Raw genomic sequence first — 24,407 nt, forward strand, 5'->3', positions numbered from 1 at the left:
ATACGTAAACAGTCAAAGTCCCCGGGCGGGCGCCCAGGGGTTACCACACAACGACGCACGCCACCTTACCGGCGACCATGCCCCCCTAGGAACGACCAACCGGGGATGCCCCATATGAGAGGCATCCCCGGTCGGATGTTCAGGCCATCGAGTTGTCTCAGACGAGCTCGGTGACGGTGCCGCCCGCGGCGGCAATCTTCTCCTTGGCGGAGCCGGAGACGGCGTCAACCGAAACCTGCAGTGCCACGGAGATCTCGCCCTGTCCGAGGACCTTGACGAGGTGGTTGTTGCGCACCGCACCCTTGGCGACCAGGTCGGCCACGGTGACCTCTCCACCCTCGGGGTAGAGCGTCGCGAGCTTGTCCAGGTTCACGACCTGGTACTCGGTGCGGAACGGGTTCTTGAAGCCCTTGAGCTTCGGGAGACGCATGTGGAGGGGCATCTGCCCACCCTCGAAGCGCTCCGGAACCTGGTAACGGGCCTTCGTGCCCTTGGTGCCACGACCGGCGGTCTTACCCTTGGACGCCTCACCACGACCCACACGGGTCTTGGCGGTCTTGGCGCCCGGGGCGGGCCGGAGGTCATGGGCCTTCAGCGGCTTGTTCTCCGCCATGTCAGTCGACCTCCTCAACCGTCACGAGGTGGCGGACGGTGTGCACCATTCCGCGGAACTCGGGGCGGTCCTCCTTGACAACCACGTCGTGCAGGCGCTTGAGCCCGAGCGAACGAAGGGTGTCGCGGTGGTTCTGCTTGCTGCCGATGTACGACTTCGTCTGCGTGATCTTGAGGCGAGCCATTACGCACCCGCTCCCGCACGTGCACGAAGCAGAGCCGCAGGGGCGACGTCCTCGAGCGGCAGACCACGGCGGGCCGCGATCTCCTCGGGACGCTGCAGGCCCTTGAGGGCCGCCACGGTCGCGTGCACGATGTTGATCGCGTTGTCGGAGCCGAGCGACTTCGACAGGATGTCGTGAACGCCGGCGCACTCCAGAACGGCGCGCACCGGGCCACCGGCGATAACACCGGTACCGGGGGAAGCAGGCTTCAGCAGGACGACGCCCGCAGCCTTCTCGCCCTGGATCGGGTGAGGAATGGTGCCCTGGATGCGCGGAACCTTGAAGAAGTTCTTCTTGGCTTCTTCCACGCCCTTGGCGATGGCCGCGGGAACTTCCTTGGCCTTGCCGTAACCGACACCGACGGTGCCGTCACCATCGCCCACCACGACCAGCGCGGTGAAGCTGAAGCGACGACCACCCTTCACAACCTTGGCGACGCGGTTGATCGCGACAACGCGCTCAACGTACGCGGTCTTCTCGGCGGCAGCTGCGCCGCCGTCACGGCCCTTCCGGTCCCGCCGCTCGCCGCCACCGGCACCGCTTCCGCGGCGCTGGGGTCCAGCCATTGGATTTACCTCTCTCTGTTACGTCCGCTGTGCGTAGGAACCGGGCTCAGAACTTCAGACCGGCTTCACGGGCGGCGTCAGCCAGAGCGGCAATCCGCCCGGCGTACTGGTTACCACCGCGGTCAAACACGACGGCCTCGACGCCTGCGGCCTTGGCGCGCTCAGCGACCAGGGCGCCGACCTGCTTGGCCTGGGTGCTCTTGTCGCCCTCGCCACCACGGATGGAGACGTCCAGGGTCGACGCCGACGCGAGCGTGTGGCCCGCAATGTCGTCGATGACCTGAGCCACCATGTGGCGGTTGGACCGCGTCACGACCAAGCGCGGACGCTCCGGCGAACCGGAGATGTGCTTGCGGACGCGGATGTGGCGACGCTTGAGGGCGGCACGCTTGTAGGCGTCGCCCTTGGCGATCTTCACGCCGTATGCCATGGCTACTTACCAGCCTTTCCGACCTTGCGGCGGATGACCTCGCCGGCGTACTTGACGCCCTTGGCCTTGTACGGGTCAGGCTTCCGCAGCTTGCGGATCTTGGCCGCGGTCTCGCCGACCTTCTGCTTGTCGATGCCCTCGACGGAGAACTTCGTGGGGGACTCCACCTTGAAGGTGATGCCCTCCGGGGCCTCGATCAGGATCGGGTGGCTGTAGCCCAGGGCGAACTCCAGGTTGGAGCCCTTCGCCTGGACGCGGTAACCGACACCACTGATCTCGAGCGCCTTGGTGTATCCCTGGGTCACACCGGTGATCATGTTCGCCACCAGCGTGCGGGACAGGCCGTGAAGGGCCTTGTTCTGACGCTCGTCGTTCGGGCGGGTGACGCTGAGGAAGCCGTCCTCACCCTTGGTGACCTCGATCGGCGACGCGACGGTGTGCGAGAGGGTGCCCTTGGGCCCCTTCACCGCGACCGTGCGGCCATCGATGGTGACGTCCACACCGGCGGGAACCTGGATGGGGAGCTTGCCGATTCGCGACATGAGCTATTCCTCCGTTCCCGACTACCAGACGTAGGCGAGGACTTCCCCACCTACGCCCTTCTTGCTGGCCTGCTGGCCGGTCAGGAGACCGTGGGACGTGGAGATGATCGCCACGCCCAGGCCGCCGAGGACCTTCGGCAGGTTGGTGGACTTTGCGTATACACGCAGACCCGGCTTCGAGATTCGCTTGATGCCGGCGATCGATCGCTCGCGGTTCGGGCCGAACTTCAGCTCGAGGATGAGGTTCTTGCCGACCTCGGCGTCCTCGACCTTCCAGCCGGTGATGAAGCCCTCCTGCTGGAGGATCTCCGCGATGTGCGACTTGATCTTGCTGTGCGGCATCGCGACATCGTCGTGGTACGCCGAGTTCGCGTTGCGCAGACGCGTGAGCATGTCTGCGATGGGATCAGTCATGGTCATGAGTTGGCCTTCGGCCTCTCTCGCCGGGGTTTCCTGTATGCGCCATCCCTCTCCCCACTCAGAGGCAGGACGGGTGCGGTGCGGGGACCTACGGCGTAGTAAGTCGGTCTTGGGCGGCAGGCGCCCAACCCCACAAGCCTACGGCATGTGAGGGCGGGCTCCTGCCGACCAGATGCTTACCGAGAGTCTCCGGGTAATCCCAACGCCCAAAGGGCGAAGGAGATTTACCAGGAGCTCTTGGTCACGCCCGGCAGCTCGCCACGGTGAGCCATCTCACGAAGGCACACGCGGCACAGGCCGAACTTGCGGTAGACGGAGTGGGGCCGGCCGCAGCGCTGGCAGCGGGTGTACCCGCGAACGCCGAACTTCGGCTTACGGGCGGCCTTAGCGATCAGAGCCTTCTTCGCCACGGTCAGTTCTCCTTGAACGGGAAGCCGAGGTGACGAAGGAGGGCACGACCCTCGTCGTCATTGGTCGCCGTGGTGACCACGGTGATGTCCATGCCCCGGACCCGGTCGATCTTGTCCTGGTCGATCTCGTGGAACATGACCTGCTCCGTGAGACCGAAGGTGTAGTTGCCACGGCCGTCGAACTGCTTCGGCGACAGACCACGGAAGTCACGGATACGCGGCAGCGCGAGCGACAGCGTACGGTCCAGGAACTCCCACATCCGGTCACCACGGAGGGTGACGTGGCAGCCGATCGGCTGGCCCTCGCGCAGCTTGAACTGCGCGATGGACTTGCGGGCCTTGGTGACGGCCGGCTTCTGACCGGTGATCGTGGTGAGGTCGCGCACGGCGCCGTCGATCAGCTTGGAGTCGCGGGCGGCGTCGCCCACACCCATGTTGACCACGATCTTGACCAGACCGGGGATCTGCATGACGTTCTCGAACGAGAACTCCTCACGCAGCTTGCCGGCGATTTCCTCGCGGTACTTCGTCTTCAGACGCGGAGTGGTGGTGGTAGCCATCAGATGTCCTCACCCGTCCGCTTGGCAACGCGGATCTTGTTGCCTTCGTCGTCGAAGCGGTAACCGACGCGCGTGACGACCTTGTTGCCGTCCTTCTCCACGACGAGCTGAACGTTGCTCACGTGGATGGGGGCCTCGGTCGTGACGATGCCACCGGTCTGCGAACCGCGAGCGGTCTGACCGGCCTTGGTGTGCTTCTTGACCCGGTTGACACCCTCGACGAGGACGCGGTCCTGAGCGGGGTAGGCCACGATGACCTTGCCCTGCTTGCCCTTGTCCTTACCGGTGATGACCTGAACCAGGTCGCCCTTCTTGATCTTCATGCTTACAGCACCTCCGGCGCGAGCGAGATGATCTTCATGAACTTCTTCTCGCGCAGTTCCCGGCCCACCGGGCCGAAGATGCGGGTGCCGCGGGGGTCACCGTCGTTCTTCAGAATGACGGCGGCGTTCTCGTCGAAGCGGATGTACGAGCCATCCTGACGGCGACGCTCCTTGACGGTGCGAACGATGACGGCCTTGACGACGTCACCCTTCTTCACGTTGCCACCGGGGATCGCGTCCTTGACGGTGGCGACGATGACGTCACCGATGCCCGCGTAGCGGCGACCCGAACCACCGAGAACACGGATGGTGAGGATTTCCTTCGCACCCGTGTTGTCGGCGACGCGAAGTCGCGACTCCTGCTGGATCACGTCTATCTCCTGATCGTCTGCCGGTTCCCGGCGGGGGCCACTCCGTCACCGGAGCGGGCCCCCGCCGAGCCTGGCGGAACTTGCCTGAGGGGAATGCCCCTCAGGAATTACTTGGCCTTCTCGAGGATCTCGACGACGCGCCACCGCTTCGTGGCGGACAGCGGCCGGGTCTCCATCAGGAGGACGCGGTCGCCGACGCCGGCGGCGTTCTGCTCGTCGTGCGCCTTGAGCTTGTTCGTACGGCGGATGACCTTGCCGTACAGCGCGTGCTTGACACGGTCCTCGACAGCGACGACGACGGTCTTGTCCATCTTGTCGCTGACGACCAGACCCTCACGGGTCTTGCGGAAACCGCGGTCGGTGTTCGTCTCAGTCACAGTCTTCTCGCTCATCAGGCGCTCTCCACCGTCTCGATGCCCAGCTCGCGCTCGCGCATCAGGGTGTAGATCCGGGCGATGTCCTTACGGACGGACTTGAGCCGGCCGTGGTTCTCGAGCTGCCCGGTCGCCGCCTGGAAGCGGAGGTTGAACAGCTCTTCCTTGGCCTCGCGGAGCTTGTTGAGGAGCTCCTCGTTGCCCAGCTCGCGCAGCTCGGACGCCTTGGTACCGGCCGACATCACGACTCACCTGCCTCGCGCCGAACGATCCGGCACTTCATCGGAAGCTTGTGAGCAGCGCGGGTAAGCGCCTCACGAGCAATCTTCTCGTTCGGGTAGGACAGCTCGAACATCACCCGACCCGGCTTGACGTTCGCGATCCACCACTCGGGAGAACCCTTACCGGAACCCATGCGGGTCTCGGCCGGCTTCTTCGTCAGGGGACGGTCCGGGTAGATGTTGATCCAGACCTTGCCGCCACGCTTGATGTGGCGGGTCATCGCGATACGAGCAGCCTCGATCTGGCGGTTCGTCACGTACGCCGGGGTCAGCGCCTGGATGCCGTACTCGCCGAACGCAACCTGCGTGCCACCCTTGGACATACCGCTGCGCTTCGGGTGGTGCTGCTTGCGGTGCTTGACCCTACGGGGGATCAGCATTTCGGTCAGGCCTCCGTTCCGGTGCTCTCGGCAGCCGGAGCGGCAGCGGCGGGAGCCTCGGCCTTGGGGGCCTCGGCAGCCGGAGCCGACTGCTGCTGCGGCTTGCGACCGCGACCGCCACGCTCGCCACCGCGGCCACCACGGCCGGCCGGGCGGTCAGCGCCGCCACGGGCCGGGCGGTTGCCGGCGCGGGCAGCGGCGTTCTCGGCGCGGACCTCGGCGATGTTCTTGACGTCGCCCTTGTAGATCCAGACCTTCACGCCGATGCGGCCGAAGGTCGTCTTGGCCTCGAAGAAGCCGTAGTCGACGTTCGCGCGGAGCGTGTGCAGGGGCACACGGCCCTCGCGGTAGAACTCCGAGCGGGACATCTCGGCGCCGCCGAGGCGGCCACCGCACTGGATCTTGATGCCCTTGGCGCCGGCCTTCATCGAGCTCTGCATGCTCTTGCGCATGGCACGACGGAAGGAGACGCGGGAGGAGAGCTGCTCGGCGACGGCCTGGGCCACCAGCTGAGCGTCCACCTCGGGGTTCTTGACCTCGAGGATGTTCAGCTGGACCTGCTTGCCGGTCAGCTTCTCCAGCTCGCCACGGATGCGGTCGGCCTCGGCGCCACGGCGACCGATGACGATGCCCGGACGGGCGGTGTGGATGTCAACGCGGACGCGGTCGCGGGTGCGCTCGATCTCGACCTTCGAGATGCCGGCCCGCTCCATGCCCTTCGTCATCATGCGACGAATGGCGACGTCTTCCTTGACGTAGTCCTTGTACAGCTTGTCGGCGTACCAACGGGACTTGAAGTCCGTGGTAATGCCGAGCCGGAACCCGTGCGGGTTTACCTTCTGGCCCATTACCGGGTTCCTTCCTTGCTGCTGACGACCACGGTGATGTGGCTGGTCCGCTTACGGATCCGGTAGGCACGGCCCTGAGCACGCGGACGGAACCGCTTCAGGGTCGGGCCCTCGTCCACGTACGCCTCGCTGATGACCAGCGAAGAGGCGTCGGTGTGGTCGTAGTTGTGTGCGGCGTTGGCAATGGCGCTGTCCAGCACCTTGCCAACCGGCACGCTCGCGGCCTGCGGGGCGAAACGCAGGACCGCCTGAGCCTCCGTGGCATCCATGCCACGGATGAGGTCCACCACGCGGCGGGCCTTCATGGGCGTGACGCGGATGTACCGCGCCTGGGCCCTGGCTTCCATGGTTGTCCCTTCGGTGTAAGTCATAGTCGTTTCCACCCCGCGGTTAGCGGCGCTTCGACTTCCGGTCGTCCTTGACGTGGCCGCGGAAGGTGCGAGTCGGCGAGAACTCGCCGAGCTTGTGGCCGACCATCGACTCGGTGACGAACACCGGGACGTGGATCTTGCCGTTGTGCACCGCGATGGTGTGACCCAGCATGGCCGGGACGATCATCGAGCGACGGGACCAGGTCTTGATGACGTTCTTGGTGCCTGCCTCGTTCTGTACGTCCACCTTCTTGATGAGGTGGCCGTCGACGAAGGGCCCCTTCTTGAGACTGCGCGGCATCTAAACCCGCTCCTAGCGCTTCTTGTTCGTCTTGCGGCGGCGGACGATGTACTTGTTCGATGCCTTCTTCGGCGAACGAGTACGACCCTCCTTCTGACCCCACGGCGAGACCGGGTGGCGACCACCGGAGGTCTTGCCTTCACCACCACCGTGCGGGTGGTCAACCGGGTTCATCGCGACACCGCGGACGGTCGGGCGAACGCCCTTCCAGCGCATGCGGCCGGCCTTGCCCCAGTTGATGTTCGACTGCTCGGCGTTGCCGACCTCACCGATGGTGGCGCGGCAGCGGGCGTCGACCAGGCGGATCTCACCCGACGGCATACGAAGGTGGGCCATGGTGCCCTCCTTCGCCAGCAGCTGCACGGAGGCACCCGCGGAACGGGCGAACTTCGCGCCGCCGCCGGGCCGCAGCTCGATGGCGTGGATGGTCGTACCGACCGGGATGTTGCGCAGCGCCAGGTTGTTGCCGGGCTTGATGTCGGCGGCCGGGCCGTTCTCGACACGGTCGCCCTGCGTCAGGCCACGCGGCGCGATGATGTAGCGCTTCTCGCCGTCCGCGTAGTGCAGGAGCGCGATGCGCGCGGTGCGGTTCGGGTCGTACTCGATGTGCGCGACCTTGGCCGGCACGCCGTCCTTGTCGTGACGACGGAAGTCGATCACTCGGAAGGCGCGCTTGTGGCCACCGCCCTGGTGGCGAACGGTCACACGACCGGCGTTGTTACGGCCGCCCTTGCTGTGCAGGGGGCGGACCAGCGACTTCTCCGGCGTGGACCGCGTGATCTCGACAAAGTCGGCGACGCTGGAGCCACGACGGCCCGGGGTCGTCGGCTTGTACTTGCGGATACCCATTTCTCAGTCCTCGTCCGATTCCGGACGACTCGACCTCCGTCAGGAGGTCGGGCCGCCGAAGATGTCGATACGGTCGCCCTCGGCGAGGGTCACGATGGCGCGCTTGGTGTCAGCGCGCTTGCCGAAACCGGTCTTGGTGCGCTTGCGCTTACCCTGCCGGTTGATCGTGTTGACCCCGGTGACCTTGACCGAGAAGACCGCTTCCACGGCCTGCTTGATCTGGGTCTTGTTGGAGCCGGGCGCGACGATGAACGTGTACTTGTTCTCGTCGAGCAGCGCGTAGCTCTTCTCGGACACGACCGGCTTGACGAGAACGTCGCGCGGGTCCGAGTAGGTCTTGCTGGTAACGGTCGCCTCGCTCATCAGGCGTCGCTCCCTTCGGTCTCAGCGGTCTGGGGGCCAGACACGAAGGACTCGAGGGCGGCCTGGGTGAAGACCACGTCGTCAGAGACGATCACGTCGTACGTGTTCAGCTGGCCCGGCTCCAGGATGTGCACCTGGGGCAGGTTGCGGGCGGACAGCCACGCGGCCTCGTCGGCACGGTCGACGACCAGGAGCAGGTTCTTGCGCTCCGAGATCTTGCCGAACAGCGTCTTGGCGGCCTTCGTGGAGACTGCACCGTCGACCACGCCGGTGACGACGTGGATGCGGGAGTGGCGTGCCCGGTCGGAGAGGGCACCGCGCAGGGCGGCGGCCTTCATCTTCTTCGGGGTCCGCTGCGAGTAGTCACGCGGCTGCGGGCCGTGGACGACGCCACCGCCGGCGAACTGCGGCGCACGGGTCGAACCCTGGCGCGCGCGGCCGGTGCCCTTCTGGCGGTACGGCTTGCGGCCACCACCACGGACTTCGCCGCGGGTCTTGGTCTTGTGCGTGCCCTGACGGGCAGCTGCCAGCTGTGCGACAACGACCTGGTGGATCAGCGGAACGCTGGTCTTCGCGTCGAAGATCTCCGCGGGGAGCTCGACGGTACCGGCCTTGTCGCCTGCCGGCGAAAGGATGTCAATGGTGCTCATTACCTCAAGCCCCCTTGGCCGCGGTACGGACCAGGACGAGGCCGCCGTTCGGACCGGGGACTGCGCCCTTGATGAGGAGCAGACCCTTCTCCGCGTCAACCGCGTGGATGGTCAGGTTCTGGGTGGTGACACGCTCGTTGCCCATGCGACCCGCCATGCGCATGCCCTTGAAGACACGGCCGGGGGTGGCACAGCCACCGATGGAGCCAGGCATACGGTGCACACGGTGGGCACCGTGGGACGCCTTGCCACCCTTGAAGTTGTGACGCTTCATCACACCGGCGAAGCCCTTGCCCTTGCTCTTGCCCGTGACGTCGACCTTGACGCCGGACTCGAACACCTCGGCAGTGACTTCCTGGCCCAGCGTGTACTCGCTGGCGTCAGGGGTGCGGAGCTCCACCAGGTGGCGGCGCGGGGTCACGTCGGCCTTGGCGAAGTGGCCCTTGAGGGGCTTGTTCACCTTGCGGGGGTCGATCTCGCCGAAGGCGATCTGGACTGCCTCGTAGCCGTCGTTGTCGTTCGTGCGGACCTGGGTGACGACGCAGGGCCCGGCCTTGACGACGGTCACCGGGACGACCCGGTTGTTCTCGTCCCAGACCTGGGTCATGCCGAGCTTCTCGCCCAGGACGCCCTTAATGTTCTTAGCCATCTCGCGCGTCACCTCAGAGCTTGATCTCGATGTCGACGCCGGCCGGCAGGTCGAGACGCATCAGCGAGTCAACCGTCTTCGGCGTGGGGTCGAGGATGTCGATGAGGCGCTTGTGCGTGCGCATCTCGAAGTGCTCGCGCGAGTCCTTGTACTTGTGCGGCGACTTGATGACGCAGTACACGTTCTTCTCAGTGGGCAGCGGCACCGGGCCTGCGACCGACGCACCAGTGCGGGTCACCGTCTCGACGATCTTCTTCGCCGAGGAGTCGATGACCTCGTGGTCGTAGGCCTTGAGCCGGATGCGGATCTTCTGTCCCGCCATGGCTACTAGTAGTCCTGTCTCTCGTAACGCTCTGGAACCCGGGGGCTCTCATGACTTCACCTCCGACCCACGCGGTCGGGCGTGTCGCATCCCCTCTACGCAGATCTCCCGAAGGATTTCCCAACCAAGGGGGTGCGGGCCCGAGGACCGCAGGACCGGGGGCGAAACACCCACCGGGCGCCTGGCCGGTGCCCCACTGACGCTTCCCGGAAGATTCCCGTACGTCCGACCCGCGAGGGATCGACGAGTACTGTGGGACTCGCTTCCGGTCCTCCCGGCGGGAGGCGCGCAGCATTGACACTCAACCGAGCAACCTGGTCAGTGTGCCATACGGGGTGTGAGCCTGGCCAATCGGGCGGAGGATCTTACCCCCCGTGCTCGCTCGGTCAAACGCGGGCGCGCAGCGGGAGCCGTGCCGGGCGCCGCTCATCGTAATTCGGTCGAGCGTCGTACGACCCCGCCCCTACAGTGATCGGCCGGGCAAACCGTCGTCACCAGGGGCATCGATCATGCGTACGCACTATCCGCGCACCGCGCATCTGCCCTGGTCCCCCGGAGCCACCTCGGACGACGTACGGATCGCGGACCTCTCCGCGCTGACCGGCCGCGAGGTCGTCGTCACCGAGAAGCTGGACGGCGAGAACACCACGCTCTACGCCGACGGGCTCCACGCCCGCTCCCTCGACTCCGCGCACCACCCCTCGCGGGGCTGGGTGAAGGCGCTCCAGGGGCGGGTCGGGGCGCGTATCCCCGACGGGTGGCGGGTCTGCGGCGAGAACATGTTCGCGCGCCACTCGATCCCGTACGACGGTCTGGAGAGCTTCTTCTACGGCTTCTCCGTCTGGGACGGGGAGCACTGCCTGGGCTGGGACCGGACCGTGGCGTTCCTGCGAGGGCTGGGGATACCGGCGCCGCCCGTGCTGTGGCGCGGGGTCCTCGACGCCCGTGCCGAGAAGTTGCTGCGGGCGCTGAAGCCGGACATCGGACGGCAGGAGGGGTACGTCGTACGGCCCGTGGACGGCTTCGGCGCACCGGACTTCGGGCGCCTGGTGGCCAAGTGGGTGCGGCCCGGCCATGTACAGACCGATACGCACTGGATGCACGCCGCCGTCGTGGAGAACGGGCTCGGCCCGGCCGCCGCCCTGTGGGCCGTACGGTCCGGAGCGCCGGTCGACGCGGCGGCCCTGGCCACCGCCGCAGGCACGGACGCGGGAGATGCCGGGGCCGCCCGCGCGATGGGCGACGCCCTCGACGCACTGGGCCGGACGGGCGAGGACCGGCTGACCGGGGTGCTGGCCGCGCTGCTGCACCGTTCCCGCCGCACCGGACTCGTGCCCGCGCTGGCACCGGCGCTGGGGATGCCGCTCGCCCGCCGCGTCGCGGACCTCGTCGGACTGCACCCCGCGCTGCACCGCCCGTACCCGGACGAGGAGCGCCGCCCCGGGCTGGTCCGGATGTCGTTCGCCGCCGATCTGCCGCTGCTGCACGCGCTGGCCGCCGCGGTGGCGGACACCGCCGGGGCGCGCGAGCAGGTGGAGTGGTCGGCGCTGCACGCGGAGGGCCTGGCGGAACCGGCCGGGCTGCGGGAGGCCTTCGCGGGGCTGGACCCGGAGAGCGCCGACCGCTGCTGGGCGCAGGCCCGTGAGGCGTATGCCCTGGGCCGGGTCACCACCGCCGAGGAGGCGGTCGCCGCGACCTGGCGCTGGCGGGCCGGGGACTTCCCGCGCCTGGTCCATCTGGTCGGCCCGTCCGGCAGCGGCAAGAGCACCTTCGGGCGTGCGCTGCCCGGCGTCGACACCTACCTCTCGCTCGACGATCTGCGCCTGGCCCGGGGTTCGCGCGCCGACCAGAAGGCCAACGGGGACGTGCTGCGCGAGGGGCTCGACCGGCTGGACGCGGCGCTCACGGCGGGCTCCACGGTCGTCTGGGACGCCACCTCGCTCAACGCGCACCAGCGCTCCCTGGTGCACGCGGTCGCCCGGCGCAGGGACGCGCTGCTCACCCACGCCGTGGCCCTGGTCGGCGAGGCGGAGCTGATCCGCCGCAACGGGCGTCGCAGCCACCCCGTACCGGCCGAGGTACTGACCTCGCAGCTGCACAGATTCGTGCCCCCGTACCCCGGCCAGGCGCACCGCACCTGGTACATCGGCGCGAGCGGAACCGTGGAGGACAGGGCGTAGGGCCTTCCGTCTGGATCAGGCCGGATCAGGGAGCGGGGTCCGGTGCGTGAATCGCAAGGCGGAGGAGGGAGTCGATGGGGTCTCCCCTGCTCGAGCGGAGTCGAGAGCTTGGGGAAGGAGCCATGGCGAGTGACGACAACGCCGCGAGGCGCGGCACCGGGGCACGCGAGCCCGGCATGATCCAGACGGAAGGCCCTGAATGCGTACCAGCGAGGAGATCTACCACCGGGTCCGCTGGGACGCCCGGTTCGACCCGGCGCGCTTCGTACTGGGCGTGGCGCAGCGCGGGACCGTGCCCAAGCGGGTGCCGCTGCCCCGCTTCACGCCAGGCGGGGACATCCCCTGGCACCGGGTGCTGTTCTTCGAGGCGGACGGTGAGCTGGTGTGGGACCGGTCCTCGGGCGTGGACCGGATCGACGCGACGGACGCCGGGCGGGTGCGCGCCCCGCGCCGGCTGCCGTCCCCGTACTTCGTCTCCCGCACGCCGCACGCGTTCTCGGTGTCCGATGCCGCCTGGACTCCCGTGCCCGAGGACGTACCGGCGCCCGCCCCGGCCTCCGGCCCCCTGACGCTGCTGACCTGGAACACCCTCTGGGACCGCTACGACAGCGACCGCATCGACACCGCCCGGCGCCGGCCGCTCCTGCTCGACGCCCTGCGCGCCGCGGACGCCGATGTCATCGCCCTCCAGGAGACCGAACCCGCCCTGCTCGCCCTGCTGTTGGCGGCGCCCTGGGTCCGCGGGGGCTACACGCTCTGGGCCGACCCGGCCGGCCGGGATGTCGCCGACTGCGGTCTGCTGCTGCTCAGCAGGGTCCCTGTGCGCGAGGCGGGTCTGCACGCTCTCGGCCCGCACAAGGCGGTCGCGGCCGTCGTCGTGGGGACCGCGGAAGGACCGGTCACGGTCGCCGTCACCCATCTCAGCAGCGACCACTCGGCGAACGGCGCCGGTCGGCGCGATGCCGAACTGGCCGATCTGGCAACGGGGTTGGCGGCGGTCGAGGGCGATGTGACGCTGCTCGGCGACTTCAACGACGGCGGGGACACCCCGCAGGACCGGCTGGGGATGACGGACGCCTGGAGCCGGGTGCACGGCGCGGACGACCGGACGCCCACCTTCGACCCGTCGGTCAACCCGCTGGCCGCCGTCTCCTCACTGACCGGGCGGGCGTCCCGGCTGGACCGGGTCCTGGTCCGCTCGGAGCGGCTGCGGCCCGTCTCGGCGGTGCTGCTGGGCGACGTGCCGGCGCCGGACGGGCTGTACGTCTCGGACCACTTCGGGGTGCGGGTGGAGCTGGCCGCCGACGCGGCGGAGGAGGCCCGTGCGGACCCGGCGGAGGGGGCGTTCGCGGCCGACGCGGTGCGCCGGGTGGCCGACGCCCTGCCCGAAGGGCGCGTCCACCTGGTCGGCTCGCGGCGGATGGGCTGTGCGCTGCCCGGCGCGGACCTGGACCTGGTCGCGGCGCTGCCCGGTGCCGTGGAGTTGCCGGGGGTACGGGAGCGGCTGGCCGCGGCCCTGCCGGACGCCGTCGGCCTGCGCGAGGTGACCGGTGCCCGCGTACCGGGGCTGCGCTTCTCGCTCGGCGGGCTCGGGGTGGACCTGGCGACCGTGGCGACGGGCGCCCTCCCCCCGGCCGAGGCGGTGGCCCGGCGCGCCGAGCTGGGCGAGGCGGCGGCCACGGCGCTCAGCGCGGTGAGCGACGCGGATGCCGTACTCGCGGCGGCGGACCCGCACCGGGCGGCGTTCACCCGGCTCGCCCGCACGGTGAAGGCGTGGGCGCGGGCGCGCGGCCTGGACTCCGCCCCGTGCGGTGGGCTGCCCGGCCTCGCCTGGTCCGTGCTCGCGGCCCGTACCGCCCACGAGTCGGGCGACCTGCCACCGCTCCCCGTGCTCAGGCAGTTCTTCGCGACCTGGGCCACCTGGGACTGGGACCGCCCGGTCGGCCCCGGCGGGACCAGTGGACTCCCCCTCACCGTGCTGACCCCGACCGACCCGGTCCGCTCCTGCACCACGCAGGTCTCCCCCGCCGGCCGCGCACTCGTCGCCGAGGAGCTCTTCCGCGCCTGGGAGATCCTGGAATCCGCCGACGACTCCGGCCCCGTACCGCACGCCCTGCTCTGCACCCCGCCGCCGCTGCACGCGCAGCACACGGCCTGGGCCCTCGCCTCCGTACGGCCCGGCCCCGACGAGGGGCGGCTGCGCGGCCGCCTGCTCGCCCTGGCCGCCGCCCTCGCGGAGGCGGGCGCCCCGGACTCCCGTATCTGGCCGCGCCCGCTCACTGCCGACGATCTGGCGGGATACGCGATCGGCCTGGGCGCTACGCCACCCGACGGGCACCGGCTGGCGGAGATCGGGGCGGAGATCCTGCGCGGCATCCCGGACGCCTCGCTGGCCCGGGTGGAACCGTCCGCTCTCCGGTCGGCCGGAGACCCGGCATTCGCCCTCTGACGGATTGGTCGGCGTCCCTTCCCGTACCGACCCCTCCGCCCCAGGGCGGAGGACGGCATCCAGGACAGGATCTTCTGACAGCAGCGCGCCCCCGGTCCGGCATCAACCGGGCTCGGAGGCGTGAGTGCGTGTGGGATCAGTGCCCGGCGGCGTACGAGACGAAGCCCGCCCACGCACCTGAGGCGAAAGCGAGCCGGGCCCCCTGCGCGTTCTTGGAGTCGCGCACGAGCACCGCGCCCGGGGTGGACGCGACCTCGACGCAGTCACCTTCGTTGCCGTTGCTGCTGTAGCTGCTTTTGAACCAAGCCAGCTCAGAAACGTCCTGCGTGGAAGTCCTGCGGATCATGTCTCTCCCAGCACTTGCTCGATGAGGGCCAGAGTCTCCCGGGGCGTGAGAGCCTCGGCCCGGATGATGCCATACCGCAGTTCAAGGATACGGAGTTGCTTCGCGTCGGTCACCCGGCGCCCATTGAACGCCCCGTGCGAACGCCCCACCGCCGAACCGTCCTTGAACTTCAGCACTTCGATGTCCCCGTCCATGCCGGGATGCGCCTCGCGGCACGTAGGCATCACCTGGAGGGTGACATTGCGCAACTGTCCGATCTCCAGCAGACGTTCGAGTTATCGCCGCCACTCCATTGTGCCTCCGATGGGCCGCCTGAGTGCCGACTCTTCTTGGACGAAACTGAGAGCAGGTCCGGGCGACCGCTCGAAGATCGACTGCCGCGCCATGCGCGCGGCTACCATCCGTTCCACCTCGTCCTGCGAGTACGAGGGCTGCCGAGCCTCGAACAGCGCCCGCGCGTGGCCCGGAGTCTGCAACAGCCCATGCAGGCCGTGCGCCACGTAGGCCGCAATCTCGACCGACTTCGCTTCCACGCCCGCCAGATCCCGTACCTTCTTCGGGTACCGGACCTCCGCCACGTCCTGCTTCATCGCCGCGAGCTTCCCGCCCGCGCCGAGCACCCGGTCCGCCCTGTCCAGGAACTCCGGCCGGGGGATTCGACGGCCGCCCTCCACCTTGTAGACCAGGTCCTCCCCGTACCCGATCGCGGACCCGAACTCGCCGGCCCGCAGCCCCGCCGCCTCCCGCCACGCCTTGATCTGGCGGCCCACCGCCGCGACCACCGCCACCCCCGACTCGTCATCGGGATCGACGTCCCAGCCCGGCTCGTCCGCCCCGGCGTCGCCGCGCTCCGTACCGGTCTCATCCACGCTCATCCGTGCCCCACTTCCGACGCGCTTGCCGTTCTTGGCCCAACCCCTGGTGTCCCCAGCACGTCACCCCGGACAGCCGGGACAGCACTGGACAAGCACGGGACAATCGCCGTACGTAAGGGGCTCGTCACTGTTCACGGTACGCAGGCACGGCCACGCTGAGTGACGTGAACCAACACATCACCCGAACCGAACATTCCGCTCCCGTCCGGCAGTTCACCGTGTTGCTCTCCCCCACCCGCCGAGGCGCGCGGCTCGCCCGTCTCCTCGCCACGGCGCATCTGGGCAACTGGGGGATCGTCTGCGAACCGGCCGCGCACATCGTCGCCGAGCTGGCCACCAACGCCGCCGCCCACGGCCGCGTACCCGGACGGGACTTCCAACTCGGCCTCACCGCCCACCGCGACGAGCTCCTGCGGATCGAGGTGACCGACACCCGGGACGAGCAACTGCCTCCCACGCCCGGTACCACGTCCGCCCCCGCCGACGACTCGGAATCCGGGCGCGGTCTGCTGATCGTCGAGGCACTCGCCGACCGCTGGGGCATCATCATCGGGCCCGTCCCGCGCAAGACGATCTGGGCCGAAATCGACCTCGTACCGCGACCGCTCCACCGGGTCGCGGAGACCCACGACCCGGTGAGCCACGCCCCCGCGTTCCACGACGCATAAAGCTTTAAAGAACCTGGGGAAATTACCCTCCCCACCCAAACCCGACCCCACCCCGCTCCCGTCACTCACTCGGGTGACATGGGACAACTGGGCTGGATTTCATGCCGGTTGGCTGGCATATGCTCGCCGCGACAACTCCAGACATGCGACGGCCCCCGACGAGATTCGCACTCTCAACCGGGGGCCTGACCACCGAGGAAGAAGAAGCTTCCCGATGGATACCCCGCAGATTACCGCGCCCCCGTGCGCCCCGTCCCCCGTACCCGGAGACGCCACACCGTCATCCGGTGTCATCCACATCAACTTCCGGCATGCCGCAGGCTTCACCGTCATCGGCAACCACCTCACCCAGCACCGCGGTCTCTCCCTCGCCGCGATCGGGCTCGCCGCCCACATCCAGTCGCTCCCCGCCGGAGCCAGGATCGGCATCAAGCACCTCGCCGAACGCTTTCCCGAGAGCGAAACCCGCATCGCCGCCGCCCTGCGCGAACTCGAAGCCCACGGCTACCTCCACCGCAGCCGCGTGCGCCTCGCGGACGGCCGCATCGTCACCCGCACCATCTCGTACAACCAGCCCGGCACCGACGCATCCACCGCCGCAGCGCCGCAGCCACGGACCAGGCGCAGCAAACCGGCAGCCCCGCTGCCCACACCACAGCCACCACCACGCGAGACCGCCCCCGAACCGCGCCCCACCCCGGCCCTCACACCGCAACCACAGCCACTGCCCCTGCCAGCCCCCGTCCTCGTCCCGGCCCCCACCGCGCGCACAACGCCGCCTCCGCCGCTCCCCCAGCCGCTGGAGCTCACGCCGGAGCTCCAGCGCGTGGCCACCACACTCCTCGCCGACCTGCGCCGCCACGCACCTCAACTCATCCTCTCCGAGCACGACATCCACACCCTCGCCCCCGGCGTCGCCACCTGGCTCGAACGCGACGCCCACCCCGACACCATCCGCCACGCCCTCACCACCGACCTCCCAAACCCCCTGAAACACCCCGCCAAACTCCTGCGCCACCGGATCACCACGCTTCTGCCACCACCGCTACCGGGAGCCCAGGACGTCGCACGCGCACGCCCCGGCGTCATCGTCGTCCCACTCCAGAACTGCGACGGCTGCGACCGCGCCTTCCGCTCCCGCCACCCCGGCCACTGCCGCGACTGCCGGACAGACCTCCACACAGCCGCCTGACAACCACCAGCCGCTCCACCCGCAACTTCCAGACCCGCCCCCGAGAACATCGCCGCAGCCATCGCCAAACGCACCGCACAGGGCTTGGGCAACCATCCGGCCACACAGCGGCGGAAAGGCCCGGTGGTCGAATCCCGGACTCCCCAAGGAATAAGCCATTCCGTGGTCACAACCAGACTATGAGCGGCCACTACAGGCACTGACTCTCAGGTGGCAGGTATGAAGGAAGCTGACCAGTCACGTCCGGATCAGGGGGACTTCTGTGCGAACCGCCTACAAGAGATGGATAGTCGTCACAATCACCATCGCGGCTGCGAGTGGAACATTAGGAATAGCCCCGCCCTCACCCCAGGGCAGTTCTCAGAAAACTCAGCTGTCCACGAGTGAGGTTGACGAGCTGTCGCAGCTTGCAGGGGGATATCTGCAAACGCGCGCAGGCATGGTCACCACCACTCCTCCCCAGGCAAGATTCTCGGGAATCCCAGCCACCCCGGCCATGGCGAATCGCACCTCGGATGAATTCGCCCAGCTCGCGGCAAAGGGCAAGCGGTACGAGCAGGTGGACGGCGGCTACACAAAGGCCGTCGTGGACGTCACCGTCACGGACTCGTCGCTGGCGGGAACCACCGCCACCATCCAACTCACCGAAGACACCCGGCTCTACATGCCGTTCACGGCCGCAGAAGTCGCCGAAGGGGCTCCCGAATACGAAGAGTTTTCCCTTCCGCACACGGTGACGTTCACCCGATCCGCCGACGGTACGTGGCTGCTCGCCTCGGACAAGGCCGATTCCCGACGACTCCCGGGCTCGCCGGGAAGCCGGTCGGATCCTCGCCGACAAGAGTGGTCGAGGACTCTCGATCATGGAGATTCAGATTGACCTCGACATGGGGCCGGATGCCAGATCGGCAAAGCTGACAGCGAATGGGACCGGCGTCGGATTGAATTCGGGCACCTGCGGCTCCCTCTCGGACAGACGGACCGGTCAGGTGTGCTTGAGCTTCGACGGATACACCTCGTGGAGGGGGTCCCACCACAACACGTGGAAGATGTTGTCGGTCAAAAATCCGTACAACCGCTGGGTGCCGGTGAACCGCAGACGTCAGCCGTTGTGATCCTCGTGCTCGGCCAGTGCCCCGAAGAAGTCGGCGATGTCCTCATCGAGCAACGGCTCGTTGCTCCGCTCCAGATCCGGCGCCTGAGCTCGGGCCCGGGCCTCGACCCACGGGCCGGTCCGATGAGTCATCTCGGACAGCTCATGTGCGGAGTACACGCGCATGTTCTCCAGCACGATGTCGACCGATTCCCGCTCCTGGTCGTCCAGCTCGGCCGGGTCACCCTCGATGTCCCCGCCCTTCAGCTCGAAGCGGCCGCGGTGCTTGCTGTACAGCTCCGGCGCGACCGGCCCGTTGGCCCACGCCTCGAAGCGCTCGGCAAACAGTGGGCGGTCCTCCCAGGCCAGGTGATAGCCGTAGGAGAAATAGCAGAGCTTCTGCAGCTTCATGGCCGACATCGGTGCGGCCTTCACCAGGATGTACGCGGCTACGTCGTGCACGGTTGCCATGGTCGGTCCCCTCCGGTCCTCGCCGCCACCCTAGAGCCGTACGCCCCCATCGACATCCTCGGAGCTCCCGGGCGGGGAGGGTCCCCCCTGTCGGTCCAGCGTACGGGCGAGGTCGGACAACGGGAACGGAACGGGCCGGCTGTCTCATTCGGACACATGGCGCACCGTGAACGAAACGATGTTCTCCATCCCTGCGACCCCGCTCCGGGCCGTGACGTCACCCCGCACTATGACCTCGTCGCCCCGGCGGTGGGCCTCGGCCGCCTTGCCGTAGTCGCGCTCGTCCAGGGACATCCTGACCCTGCGCGCCCTGCGGCCGTCCCGGTCGTCGAAGTACTCGGCGATGGTGACCGCGCCCGGCCGCTGGGGCTCCGGCGCCGCCACCGCGGCCGCGGCCGCGGCCGATGTCATCAGATCCCTCAGGCCGGCCAGGGCGGGGACCAACTCCACCAACGGAGCGGTTCCGGACGGTCCCGGCGGGGTGAGCCGGAGGAACTGCCAGTCGGCGGAAGGGAGCGCCATCTCACGCAGTACGTCGGCGGGCAGCCGGGCTTCCACCACGGACAGGGTCTCCACCAGATCGGCGACGCGGTCCGCGTAGTCACGGGGGCCGCGGTCCAGCGGCACCATCACCTCGTACGGTTCGCCGGACTCCCCCGGGGCGTCCAGCACCCAGAGCTGCCCACGGCCGTAGTCCCTGAAGGGTGACCAGCCACGGCCTCGCAGATAGCGCAGCAGAGAGGACGTGGCCAGGTCGTTCACCTGGCTGAACTCCGCATCGGAGATCGCGATCATGACACCCCCAGCTTCTCTCGGAACTCAGGGCCGAAGCGACCGTGCAAGGTCTCCGTGGTGAGCAGGCAGATTGGCCTTCGGCACCGACACCGTCAAGCTGCTCCCCTTGGGCCGATCCGCGATTTCGTGGTCGTGGAAGCGCGCCCAGTAGGCGGCATGCCTCAGCAACAGCCCCTCGTGGGTCGCCTCCACCCACTCGCCGGAATCCTCCGGCACGGTCAGTGCCCCGACTCGGCCCCAGCGTTCAGCCTCTGACAGACTCCGGCCATGCCCGCACATACCACCGCGACCTGGGCCCTGCGCCCCGCCCGGCCCGAGGACGTCGAGGTGATCGCCGAGCTCAGGGCCGCCGTGATGCGCCCCGACCTGGAGCGGCTCGGGCGCTACGACGAGCACCGCGTACGACAGCGGCTGCGGGACAGCTACGCGCCGGAGCACACCTCGGTCGTCGTCGCGGACGGGGAGTTCGCGGGCTGCGTCACCCTGCGCCCGGTCGAGGGTGGGCTGTGGCTGGAGAACTTCTATCTCTCCACCGCCCTCCAGGGGCGCGGCATCGGCACCGCGGTGCTCCGCTCGCTGCTCGCGCGGGCCGACGAGGAGGGCGCGACCGTACGGCTGGACGTGCTGCAGGGCAGCGCCGCCCGCGCGCTCTACGAACGGCACGGGTTCACCGAGGAGCGGCAGGACCCGGTCGACGTGTTCATGGTGCGTACACCCGCGAGTTGAGCTGTTCGGGTCACACCCGTGGATACCCAGGCAACCCGCCCCCTGGAATCTCCGTCTCTCCCCCCGCAGCAGCGGCTCACCCCCCGCCGCGACCTGCACGGATTCGGCACGCAGCACAGGGCCGCACAGCCGCCCGCTGCGGGGGAAGTGGACGGAGCACGGTGTGACGGATCGACCCTCGTTGCGCGCATCCCGGTCGGGAGTGCCGCGGCGCACTGTGATGGCGGCGGCCGGCGCGACCGGCCTGGCGGCCCTCACCGCCTGCACGGCGCCCTCGCCGCCCCGCCGCCGCGATCCCGCCGCGGACCCGATGCCCGGACTGCCGATCAGCACCTCGCACCCGGCCCAGATGATGCAGATCCTCGCCCACCCGGACGACGACCTGTACTTCATGAACCCGGACACCCAGCAGGCCCTCGACGCCGGAACCCCACTGGTCTGCGTCTATCTGACCGGCGGCGAGGCCACCGGCATCAATCGCCCGCCGGGCCGCCCGCTGCCCGCGCCGAACAAGGCCGCGTACTCCTCCGCGCGTCACCAGGGGCTCCGCCAGGCGTACGCGACCCTGCTCGGCCTCGGCAGGTTCACCCCATGGCACAAGTCCGTCATCGAGCTGCACGGCGGCCACCGCGCCGAGATCAACACCCTCCGGTACCGGGGCCGCAGGGTCGAGCTGATCTTCATCAACACCGCCATGCACACCTCGTACGGGCGTCTCGGACTGCCCAGCCTCTGGCAGGACCGGCGCCTGGTCCTACCGACCGTCGTCGCTGAAGGCTCCCCGCTGAAGAAGGTGGGTTCGTACACCTACGACGGGCTGATCGACGTCCTGGTCGGGCTGTTCGACCGGTACCGGCCGAGCATCCTGCACACCATGGACCCGGACCCCGACATCCAGCACAGCAGCGAGGCGGTCCGCCGCCGGGACAGCGAGCAGCGCGGCTACTCCGACCATCCCGACCACACCGCCACCGCGCTGTTCACCTGGGCGTCGCTGATCCGGTGGGTGGCAGGGACCACCAAGAGCGGCGGCGAGGTGCCGAGCTTCGCCACCACCGCGTTCCGGGGCTACTACAACCGGCACTGGCCGAAGAACCTGCCGCCCGCCGTGCTGGCCGAGAAGGCCTCGCACCTGGTGCCGTACGGCGGCTCGGCCGACTGGCGGTGCGGCAACCCGGCGGGCTGCGGGGACTACGGCGTGGGCGGCAACCGTCCGCTGACCAACCGGAAGGGCTGGGTACGGTCCACCCACTACCGCTACCCGGGCCCCCGGCCCGCCGTCGTCGCCGAACCGGACGGCCGGCTCGTCACGTACGGGGTGCTGGGCCTGCGGGCGGTGCGCCGGCGCGAGAGCGCACCGGGCAGCGGGGAGTGGGACGCGCCGGACGACCTCGGCGGCGGCCCGCTCGCCCCGGTCCTGGGCAGCGCGACGCTGCCGGACGGGCGCCATCTGCTCTTCGGGCTGCGGTTCTCGGCGCTCAGCGGGCACGGCGCGGACAACGAACGCGAGATCGTCGCGCTGGAGCAGCGCTCCCCCGGCGGCGCCTTCCGCGCCTGGCAGGGGCTGGGGAACCCGGTGCGCGACCACGACGGCGGGCGCCGGATCGGTGTCCCGGTCGCGGTCGCCGCGCCCGACGGGCGGGTGCATCTCTTCGTGCGGAACGCGGAGAAGGGCATCAGTACCCGAGTACGGGACACGGCCGGCCGGTGGAGCGGGTGGCTGGACATGGGCGGCGGCGAGATCCAGGACGGGCTGAGTGCCGTGGTGGACGCCGAGGGCTGTGTCCATGTCTTCGCGGCAGGCCATTTCGCGGTGCATCACTGGACGCAGGACACGCCCGGCGACGCGCTGACCGCGCGCACCCAGATCACCGGGGTGCCGGTGCCCGGGGACGGTCCGGCGGCGCTGCCGGGGGCGGACGGGAGCATCGAGCTGTTCTACCGCGCGGCGGCGAAGGCCGCCCTGACGACCGTACGGACCGGGGAGACGGCGGACGAGACCGGCATCGACGGATACGGGCGGCTGATCCGGGACCGGGCGGGCTTCGACGGGTACGGCCCGGTGGCCGCCGCCGGGACGCCGGGCGCCCCGGTGCTGCTCGGCCGTACCGCCAAGGGACTTCTCCAGCTCCGTACGCCGCGCGGGCTCCTCGTACGGCGGCGCGGTCCGGTGGCGCTGGACGGGCCGGTCCTGCACGTCGGGAAGGACGGCCGGGCGACGGTGGTGGCCCTGGGGCCCGACGCCCTGCCCTGGCTCTGGCGCCCCTGAGGGAGGGTCGGCGCGGCGGATCGGGGCCGCACCGGCCCTGCGCCTCGCCCGTACACATGACGAAGGGCCCCGGTCCACCGCTTGCGCGGCGGGCCGGGGCCCTTCTCGGTGCTCTGTGCGGAGCAACCAGGTCAGACAGTCAGGTAATTACTTGACGATCTTGGTGACCTGGCCGGCGCCCACGGTCCGGCCACCCTCACGGATGGCGAACTTCAGGCCCTCTTCCATGGCGACGGGCTGGATCAGCGAGACGTTCATGACGGTGTTGTCGCCCGGCATGACCATCTCGGTGCCCTCGGGAAGGGTCACAACGCCCGTCACGTCCGTGGTACGGAAGTAGAACTGCGGGCGGTAGTTGTTGAAGAAGGGGGTGTGACGGCCACCCTCGTCCTTCGACAGGATGTAGGCCTGGGCCTCGAACTCGGTGTGCGGCGTGACCGAACCGGGCTTGATGATGACCTGGCCGCGCTCGACGTCCTCGCGCTTGATGCCACGGAGGAGCAGACCGACGTTCTCACCGGCCTGGCCCTCGTCGAGCAGCTTGCGGAACATCTCGATGCCGGTGACCGTGGTGGTGGTCTTCTCGGTCTTGATACCGACGATGTCGACGGTCTCGTTGACCTTGAGGATGCCACGCTCGATACGACCGGTGACGACGGTGCCACGACCGGTGATCGTGAAGACGTCCTCGATCGGCATCAGGAACGGCTTGTCGACGTCACGCTCGGGCTGCGGGATGTTCTCGTCGACGGCCTTCATCAGGTCGAGGACGGTCTGGCCCCACTCCTTGTCGCCCTCGAGCGCCTTGAGCGCCGAGACCTTGACGACCGGCAGGTCGTCGCCCGGGAACTCGTACTCGGAGAGGAGCTCACGGACCTCGAGCTCGACGAGCTCCAGGATCTCCTCGTCGTCCACCATGTCGGCCTTGTTCAGGGCGACGACGATGTACGGAACGCCGACCTGGCGGGCCAGGAGCACGTGCTCCTTGGTCTGCGGCATCGGGCCGTCGGTGGCGGCGACCACGAGGATGGCGCCGTCCATCTGCGCGGCACCCGTGATCATGTTCTTGATGTAGTCCGCGTGACCCGGGCAGTCGACGTGCGCGTAGTGACGCGACTCCGTCTGGTACTCGACGTGCGCGATCGAGATCGTGATACCGCGCTGGCGCTCCTCGGGAGCCTTGTCGATCTGGTCGAAGGCCGAGGCCTCGTTCAGGTCCGGGTACGCGTCGTGCAGCACCTTGGTAATGGCGGCCGTGAGGGTCGTCTTACCGTGGTCAATGTGACCGATGGTGCCGATGTTGACGTGCGGCTTAGTCCGCTCGAACTTCGCCTTCGCCACTGGGTCCTCCTGTGGAGTGGTTCTGTACGCCTTGCTTCATCGGCGCCAGGTGATCTTTGCTGGGATGCCGGGGCCGGGGGCATTCACCGCATTGCTTGCGCTCTGCGACGAATGCCCCACCAGGCTCCGGTGACAAGCCTAAAGCGTGAGCTCGGG

Annotated in this window: 32 protein-coding genes and 1 pseudogene; 7 read left to right on the forward strand and 26 right to left on the reverse strand. The window is 68.9% G+C overall.

The features are described from left to right. Nucleotides 1-157: 157 nt before the first annotated feature. From rplO to rpsJ, 21 genes are all read right to left on the reverse strand, one after another. On the reverse strand, nt 158-613 hold the full coding sequence (rplO, locus tag OG611_RS03610) for a 50S ribosomal protein L15 (RefSeq protein ID WP_018550610.1): 456 nt from the start codon (nt 611-613) through the stop codon (nt 158-160). Between the two features lies 1 nt (nt 614). Further along, entirely contained in the window at nt 615-797 is a 183-nt protein-coding gene (gene rpmD / locus OG611_RS03615) for a 50S ribosomal protein L30 (protein WP_018550611.1), read from the reverse strand. Continuing rightward, on the reverse strand, nt 797-1,402 hold the full coding sequence (gene rpsE / locus OG611_RS03620; protein ID WP_030914151.1) for a 30S ribosomal protein S5: 606 nt from the start codon (nt 1,400-1,402) through the stop codon (nt 797-799). Before rpsE ends, rpmD begins: the two co-directional genes overlap by 1 nt. 46 nt (nt 1,403-1,448) lie before the next feature. Then, entirely contained in the window at nt 1,449-1,832 is a 384-nt protein-coding gene (gene rplR / locus OG611_RS03625; protein ID WP_093540756.1) for a 50S ribosomal protein L18, read from the reverse strand. Nucleotides 1,833-1,834: 2 nt separating this feature from the next. Beyond that, nucleotides 1,835-2,374: a 50S ribosomal protein L6 gene (gene rplF, locus OG611_RS03630; protein WP_093540757.1), complete on the reverse strand. Its 540-nt coding sequence runs from the start codon at nt 2,372-2,374 to the stop codon at nt 1,835-1,837. A gap of 21 nt (nt 2,375-2,395) precedes the next feature. After that, nucleotides 2,396-2,794, reverse strand: a complete 399-nt coding sequence (gene rpsH, locus OG611_RS03635) for a 30S ribosomal protein S8 (protein WP_124716936.1) — start codon at nt 2,792-2,794, stop codon at nt 2,396-2,398. 224 nt (nt 2,795-3,018) lie between these two features. Further along, entirely contained in the window at nt 3,019-3,204 is a 186-nt protein-coding gene (locus OG611_RS03640) for a type Z 30S ribosomal protein S14 (RefSeq protein WP_003948630.1), read from the reverse strand. Between the two features lie 2 nt (nt 3,205-3,206). Beyond that, entirely contained in the window at nt 3,207-3,764 is a 558-nt protein-coding gene (gene rplE, locus OG611_RS03645) for a 50S ribosomal protein L5 (protein WP_093897251.1), read from the reverse strand. Then, a complete protein-coding gene (gene rplX / locus OG611_RS03650; RefSeq protein ID WP_003966949.1) occupies nt 3,764-4,087 on the reverse strand; it encodes a 50S ribosomal protein L24 in 324 nt (107 codons plus the stop codon). The genes rplE and rplX overlap by 1 nt, the downstream gene beginning before the upstream one ends. A gap of 2 nt (nt 4,088-4,089) precedes the next feature. Then, nucleotides 4,090-4,458, reverse strand: a complete 369-nt coding sequence (gene rplN, locus OG611_RS03655; protein WP_003966950.1) for a 50S ribosomal protein L14 — start codon at nt 4,456-4,458, stop codon at nt 4,090-4,092. Between the two features lie 107 nt (nt 4,459-4,565). Then, the gene (gene rpsQ, locus OG611_RS03660; protein WP_030977953.1) at nt 4,566-4,850 is read right to left on the reverse strand and encodes a 30S ribosomal protein S17; all 285 of its coding nucleotides are present in this window, start codon (nt 4,848-4,850) and stop codon (nt 4,566-4,568) included. Continuing rightward, the gene (rpmC, locus tag OG611_RS03665) at nt 4,850-5,074 is read right to left on the reverse strand and encodes a 50S ribosomal protein L29 (protein ID WP_015035581.1); all 225 of its coding nucleotides are present in this window, start codon (nt 5,072-5,074) and stop codon (nt 4,850-4,852) included. Before rpmC ends, rpsQ begins: the two co-directional genes overlap by 1 nt. Continuing rightward, nucleotides 5,074-5,493, reverse strand: a complete 420-nt coding sequence (gene rplP / locus OG611_RS03670; RefSeq protein WP_014047785.1) for a 50S ribosomal protein L16 — start codon at nt 5,491-5,493, stop codon at nt 5,074-5,076. The genes rpmC and rplP overlap by 1 nt, the downstream gene beginning before the upstream one ends. Before the next feature lie 5 nt (nt 5,494-5,498). Then, a complete protein-coding gene (gene rpsC, locus OG611_RS03675; RefSeq protein WP_093540760.1) occupies nt 5,499-6,341 on the reverse strand; it encodes a 30S ribosomal protein S3 in 843 nt (280 codons plus the stop codon). Next, nucleotides 6,341-6,688: a 50S ribosomal protein L22 gene (gene rplV / locus OG611_RS03680; protein WP_004571827.1), complete on the reverse strand. Its 348-nt coding sequence runs from the start codon at nt 6,686-6,688 to the stop codon at nt 6,341-6,343. The genes rpsC and rplV overlap by 1 nt, the downstream gene beginning before the upstream one ends. Before the next feature lie 43 nt (nt 6,689-6,731). Next, nucleotides 6,732-7,013 (reverse strand): 30S ribosomal protein S19, encoded by a 282-nt coding sequence (gene rpsS / locus OG611_RS03685; protein WP_003966956.1) that lies wholly within the window; start codon nt 7,011-7,013, stop codon nt 6,732-6,734. A 12-nt stretch (nt 7,014-7,025) separates the two neighbouring features. Beyond that, the gene (gene rplB, locus OG611_RS03690; protein WP_266415473.1) at nt 7,026-7,862 is read right to left on the reverse strand and encodes a 50S ribosomal protein L2; all 837 of its coding nucleotides are present in this window, start codon (nt 7,860-7,862) and stop codon (nt 7,026-7,028) included. Nucleotides 7,863-7,901: 39 nt separating this feature from the next. Continuing rightward, nucleotides 7,902-8,225, reverse strand: coding sequence for a 50S ribosomal protein L23 (rplW, locus tag OG611_RS03695; RefSeq protein WP_014154589.1), 324 nt, complete (start codon nt 8,223-8,225; stop codon nt 7,902-7,904). After that, on the reverse strand, nt 8,225-8,875 hold the full coding sequence (rplD, locus tag OG611_RS03700; protein ID WP_072485541.1) for a 50S ribosomal protein L4: 651 nt from the start codon (nt 8,873-8,875) through the stop codon (nt 8,225-8,227). Before rplD ends, rplW begins: the two co-directional genes overlap by 1 nt. Nucleotides 8,876-8,879: 4 nt before the next feature. Continuing rightward, on the reverse strand, nt 8,880-9,524 hold the full coding sequence (gene rplC / locus OG611_RS03705; RefSeq protein WP_072485542.1) for a 50S ribosomal protein L3: 645 nt from the start codon (nt 9,522-9,524) through the stop codon (nt 8,880-8,882). Nucleotides 9,525-9,537: 13 nt separating this feature from the next. Next, the gene (gene rpsJ / locus OG611_RS03710) at nt 9,538-9,846 is read right to left on the reverse strand and encodes a 30S ribosomal protein S10 (RefSeq protein WP_003948644.1); all 309 of its coding nucleotides are present in this window, start codon (nt 9,844-9,846) and stop codon (nt 9,538-9,540) included. Between the two features lie 509 nt (nt 9,847-10,355). Between rpsJ and OG611_RS03715 the strand changes: the two genes are divergently transcribed. Together OG611_RS03715 and OG611_RS03720 are read left to right on the forward strand one after the other, a co-directional pair. Further along, nucleotides 10,356-12,026 (forward strand): RNA ligase family protein, encoded by a 1,671-nt coding sequence (locus tag OG611_RS03715; protein WP_266415478.1) that lies wholly within the window; start codon nt 10,356-10,358, stop codon nt 12,024-12,026. A gap of 199 nt (nt 12,027-12,225) precedes the next feature. Continuing rightward, complete coding sequence (locus tag OG611_RS03720; RefSeq protein WP_266415481.1) at nt 12,226-14,475, forward strand: poly(A) polymerase; 2,250 nt, start codon at nt 12,226-12,228, stop codon at nt 14,473-14,475. Between the two features lie 136 nt (nt 14,476-14,611). Here OG611_RS03720 and OG611_RS03725 read toward each other — a convergent pair whose 3' ends face one another. Next, nucleotides 14,612-14,821: a DUF397 domain-containing protein gene (locus tag OG611_RS03725; RefSeq protein WP_266415483.1), complete on the reverse strand. Its 210-nt coding sequence runs from the start codon at nt 14,819-14,821 to the stop codon at nt 14,612-14,614. Then, a pseudogene (locus tag OG611_RS03730) lies at nt 14,818-15,696 on the reverse strand (helix-turn-helix domain-containing protein). Before OG611_RS03730 ends, OG611_RS03725 begins: the two are co-directional and overlap by 4 nt. A gap of 164 nt (nt 15,697-15,860) precedes the next feature. On the opposite strand from OG611_RS03730, the gene OG611_RS03735 reads away from it, so the two are divergent. From OG611_RS03735 to OG611_RS03745, 3 genes are all read left to right on the forward strand, one after another. Then, the gene (locus OG611_RS03735) at nt 15,861-16,364 is read left to right on the forward strand and encodes an ATP-binding protein (RefSeq protein ID WP_266415485.1); all 504 of its coding nucleotides are present in this window, start codon (nt 15,861-15,863) and stop codon (nt 16,362-16,364) included. 214 nt (nt 16,365-16,578) lie between these two features. Then, the gene (locus OG611_RS03740; protein WP_266415487.1) at nt 16,579-17,556 is read left to right on the forward strand and encodes a helix-turn-helix domain-containing protein; all 978 of its coding nucleotides are present in this window, start codon (nt 16,579-16,581) and stop codon (nt 17,554-17,556) included. A gap of 496 nt (nt 17,557-18,052) precedes the next feature. Next, nucleotides 18,053-18,436, forward strand: a complete 384-nt coding sequence (locus OG611_RS03745; RefSeq protein ID WP_266415490.1) for a hypothetical protein — start codon at nt 18,053-18,055, stop codon at nt 18,434-18,436. Between the two features lie 222 nt (nt 18,437-18,658). Here the strand turns inward: OG611_RS03745 and OG611_RS03750 are convergent, their stop codons facing one another. Both OG611_RS03750 and OG611_RS03755 read right to left on the reverse strand, forming a co-directional pair. Next, nucleotides 18,659-19,120 carry a Panacea domain-containing protein gene (locus OG611_RS03750; RefSeq protein ID WP_266415492.1) on the reverse strand — a complete coding sequence of 154 codons (462 nt, stop codon included), beginning with the start codon at nt 19,118-19,120 and terminating at the stop codon, nt 18,659-18,661. Between the two features lie 144 nt (nt 19,121-19,264). Next, complete coding sequence (locus OG611_RS03755; protein WP_266415494.1) at nt 19,265-19,915, reverse strand: hypothetical protein; 651 nt, start codon at nt 19,913-19,915, stop codon at nt 19,265-19,267. 267 nt (nt 19,916-20,182) lie between these two features. On the opposite strand from OG611_RS03755, the gene OG611_RS03760 reads away from it, so the two are divergent. Continuing rightward, complete coding sequence (locus OG611_RS03760; RefSeq protein ID WP_266415495.1) at nt 20,183-20,641, forward strand: GNAT family N-acetyltransferase; 459 nt, start codon at nt 20,183-20,185, stop codon at nt 20,639-20,641. 220 nt (nt 20,642-20,861) lie between these two features. Next, nucleotides 20,862-22,910: a PIG-L family deacetylase gene (locus OG611_RS03765; RefSeq protein WP_266425489.1), complete on the forward strand. Its 2,049-nt coding sequence runs from the start codon at nt 20,862-20,864 to the stop codon at nt 22,908-22,910. Nucleotides 22,911-23,057: 147 nt separating this feature from the next. On the opposite strand, the gene tuf is transcribed toward OG611_RS03765, so the two are convergent. Further along, on the reverse strand, nt 23,058-24,251 hold the full coding sequence (gene tuf, locus OG611_RS03770) for an elongation factor Tu (protein ID WP_266415496.1): 1,194 nt from the start codon (nt 24,249-24,251) through the stop codon (nt 23,058-23,060). Between the last annotated feature and the right edge of the window lie 156 nt (nt 24,252-24,407).

This window comes from Streptomyces sp. NBC_01363, from assembly GCF_026340595.1.
GTDB lineage: Bacteria > Actinomycetota > Actinomycetes > Streptomycetales > Streptomycetaceae > Streptomyces.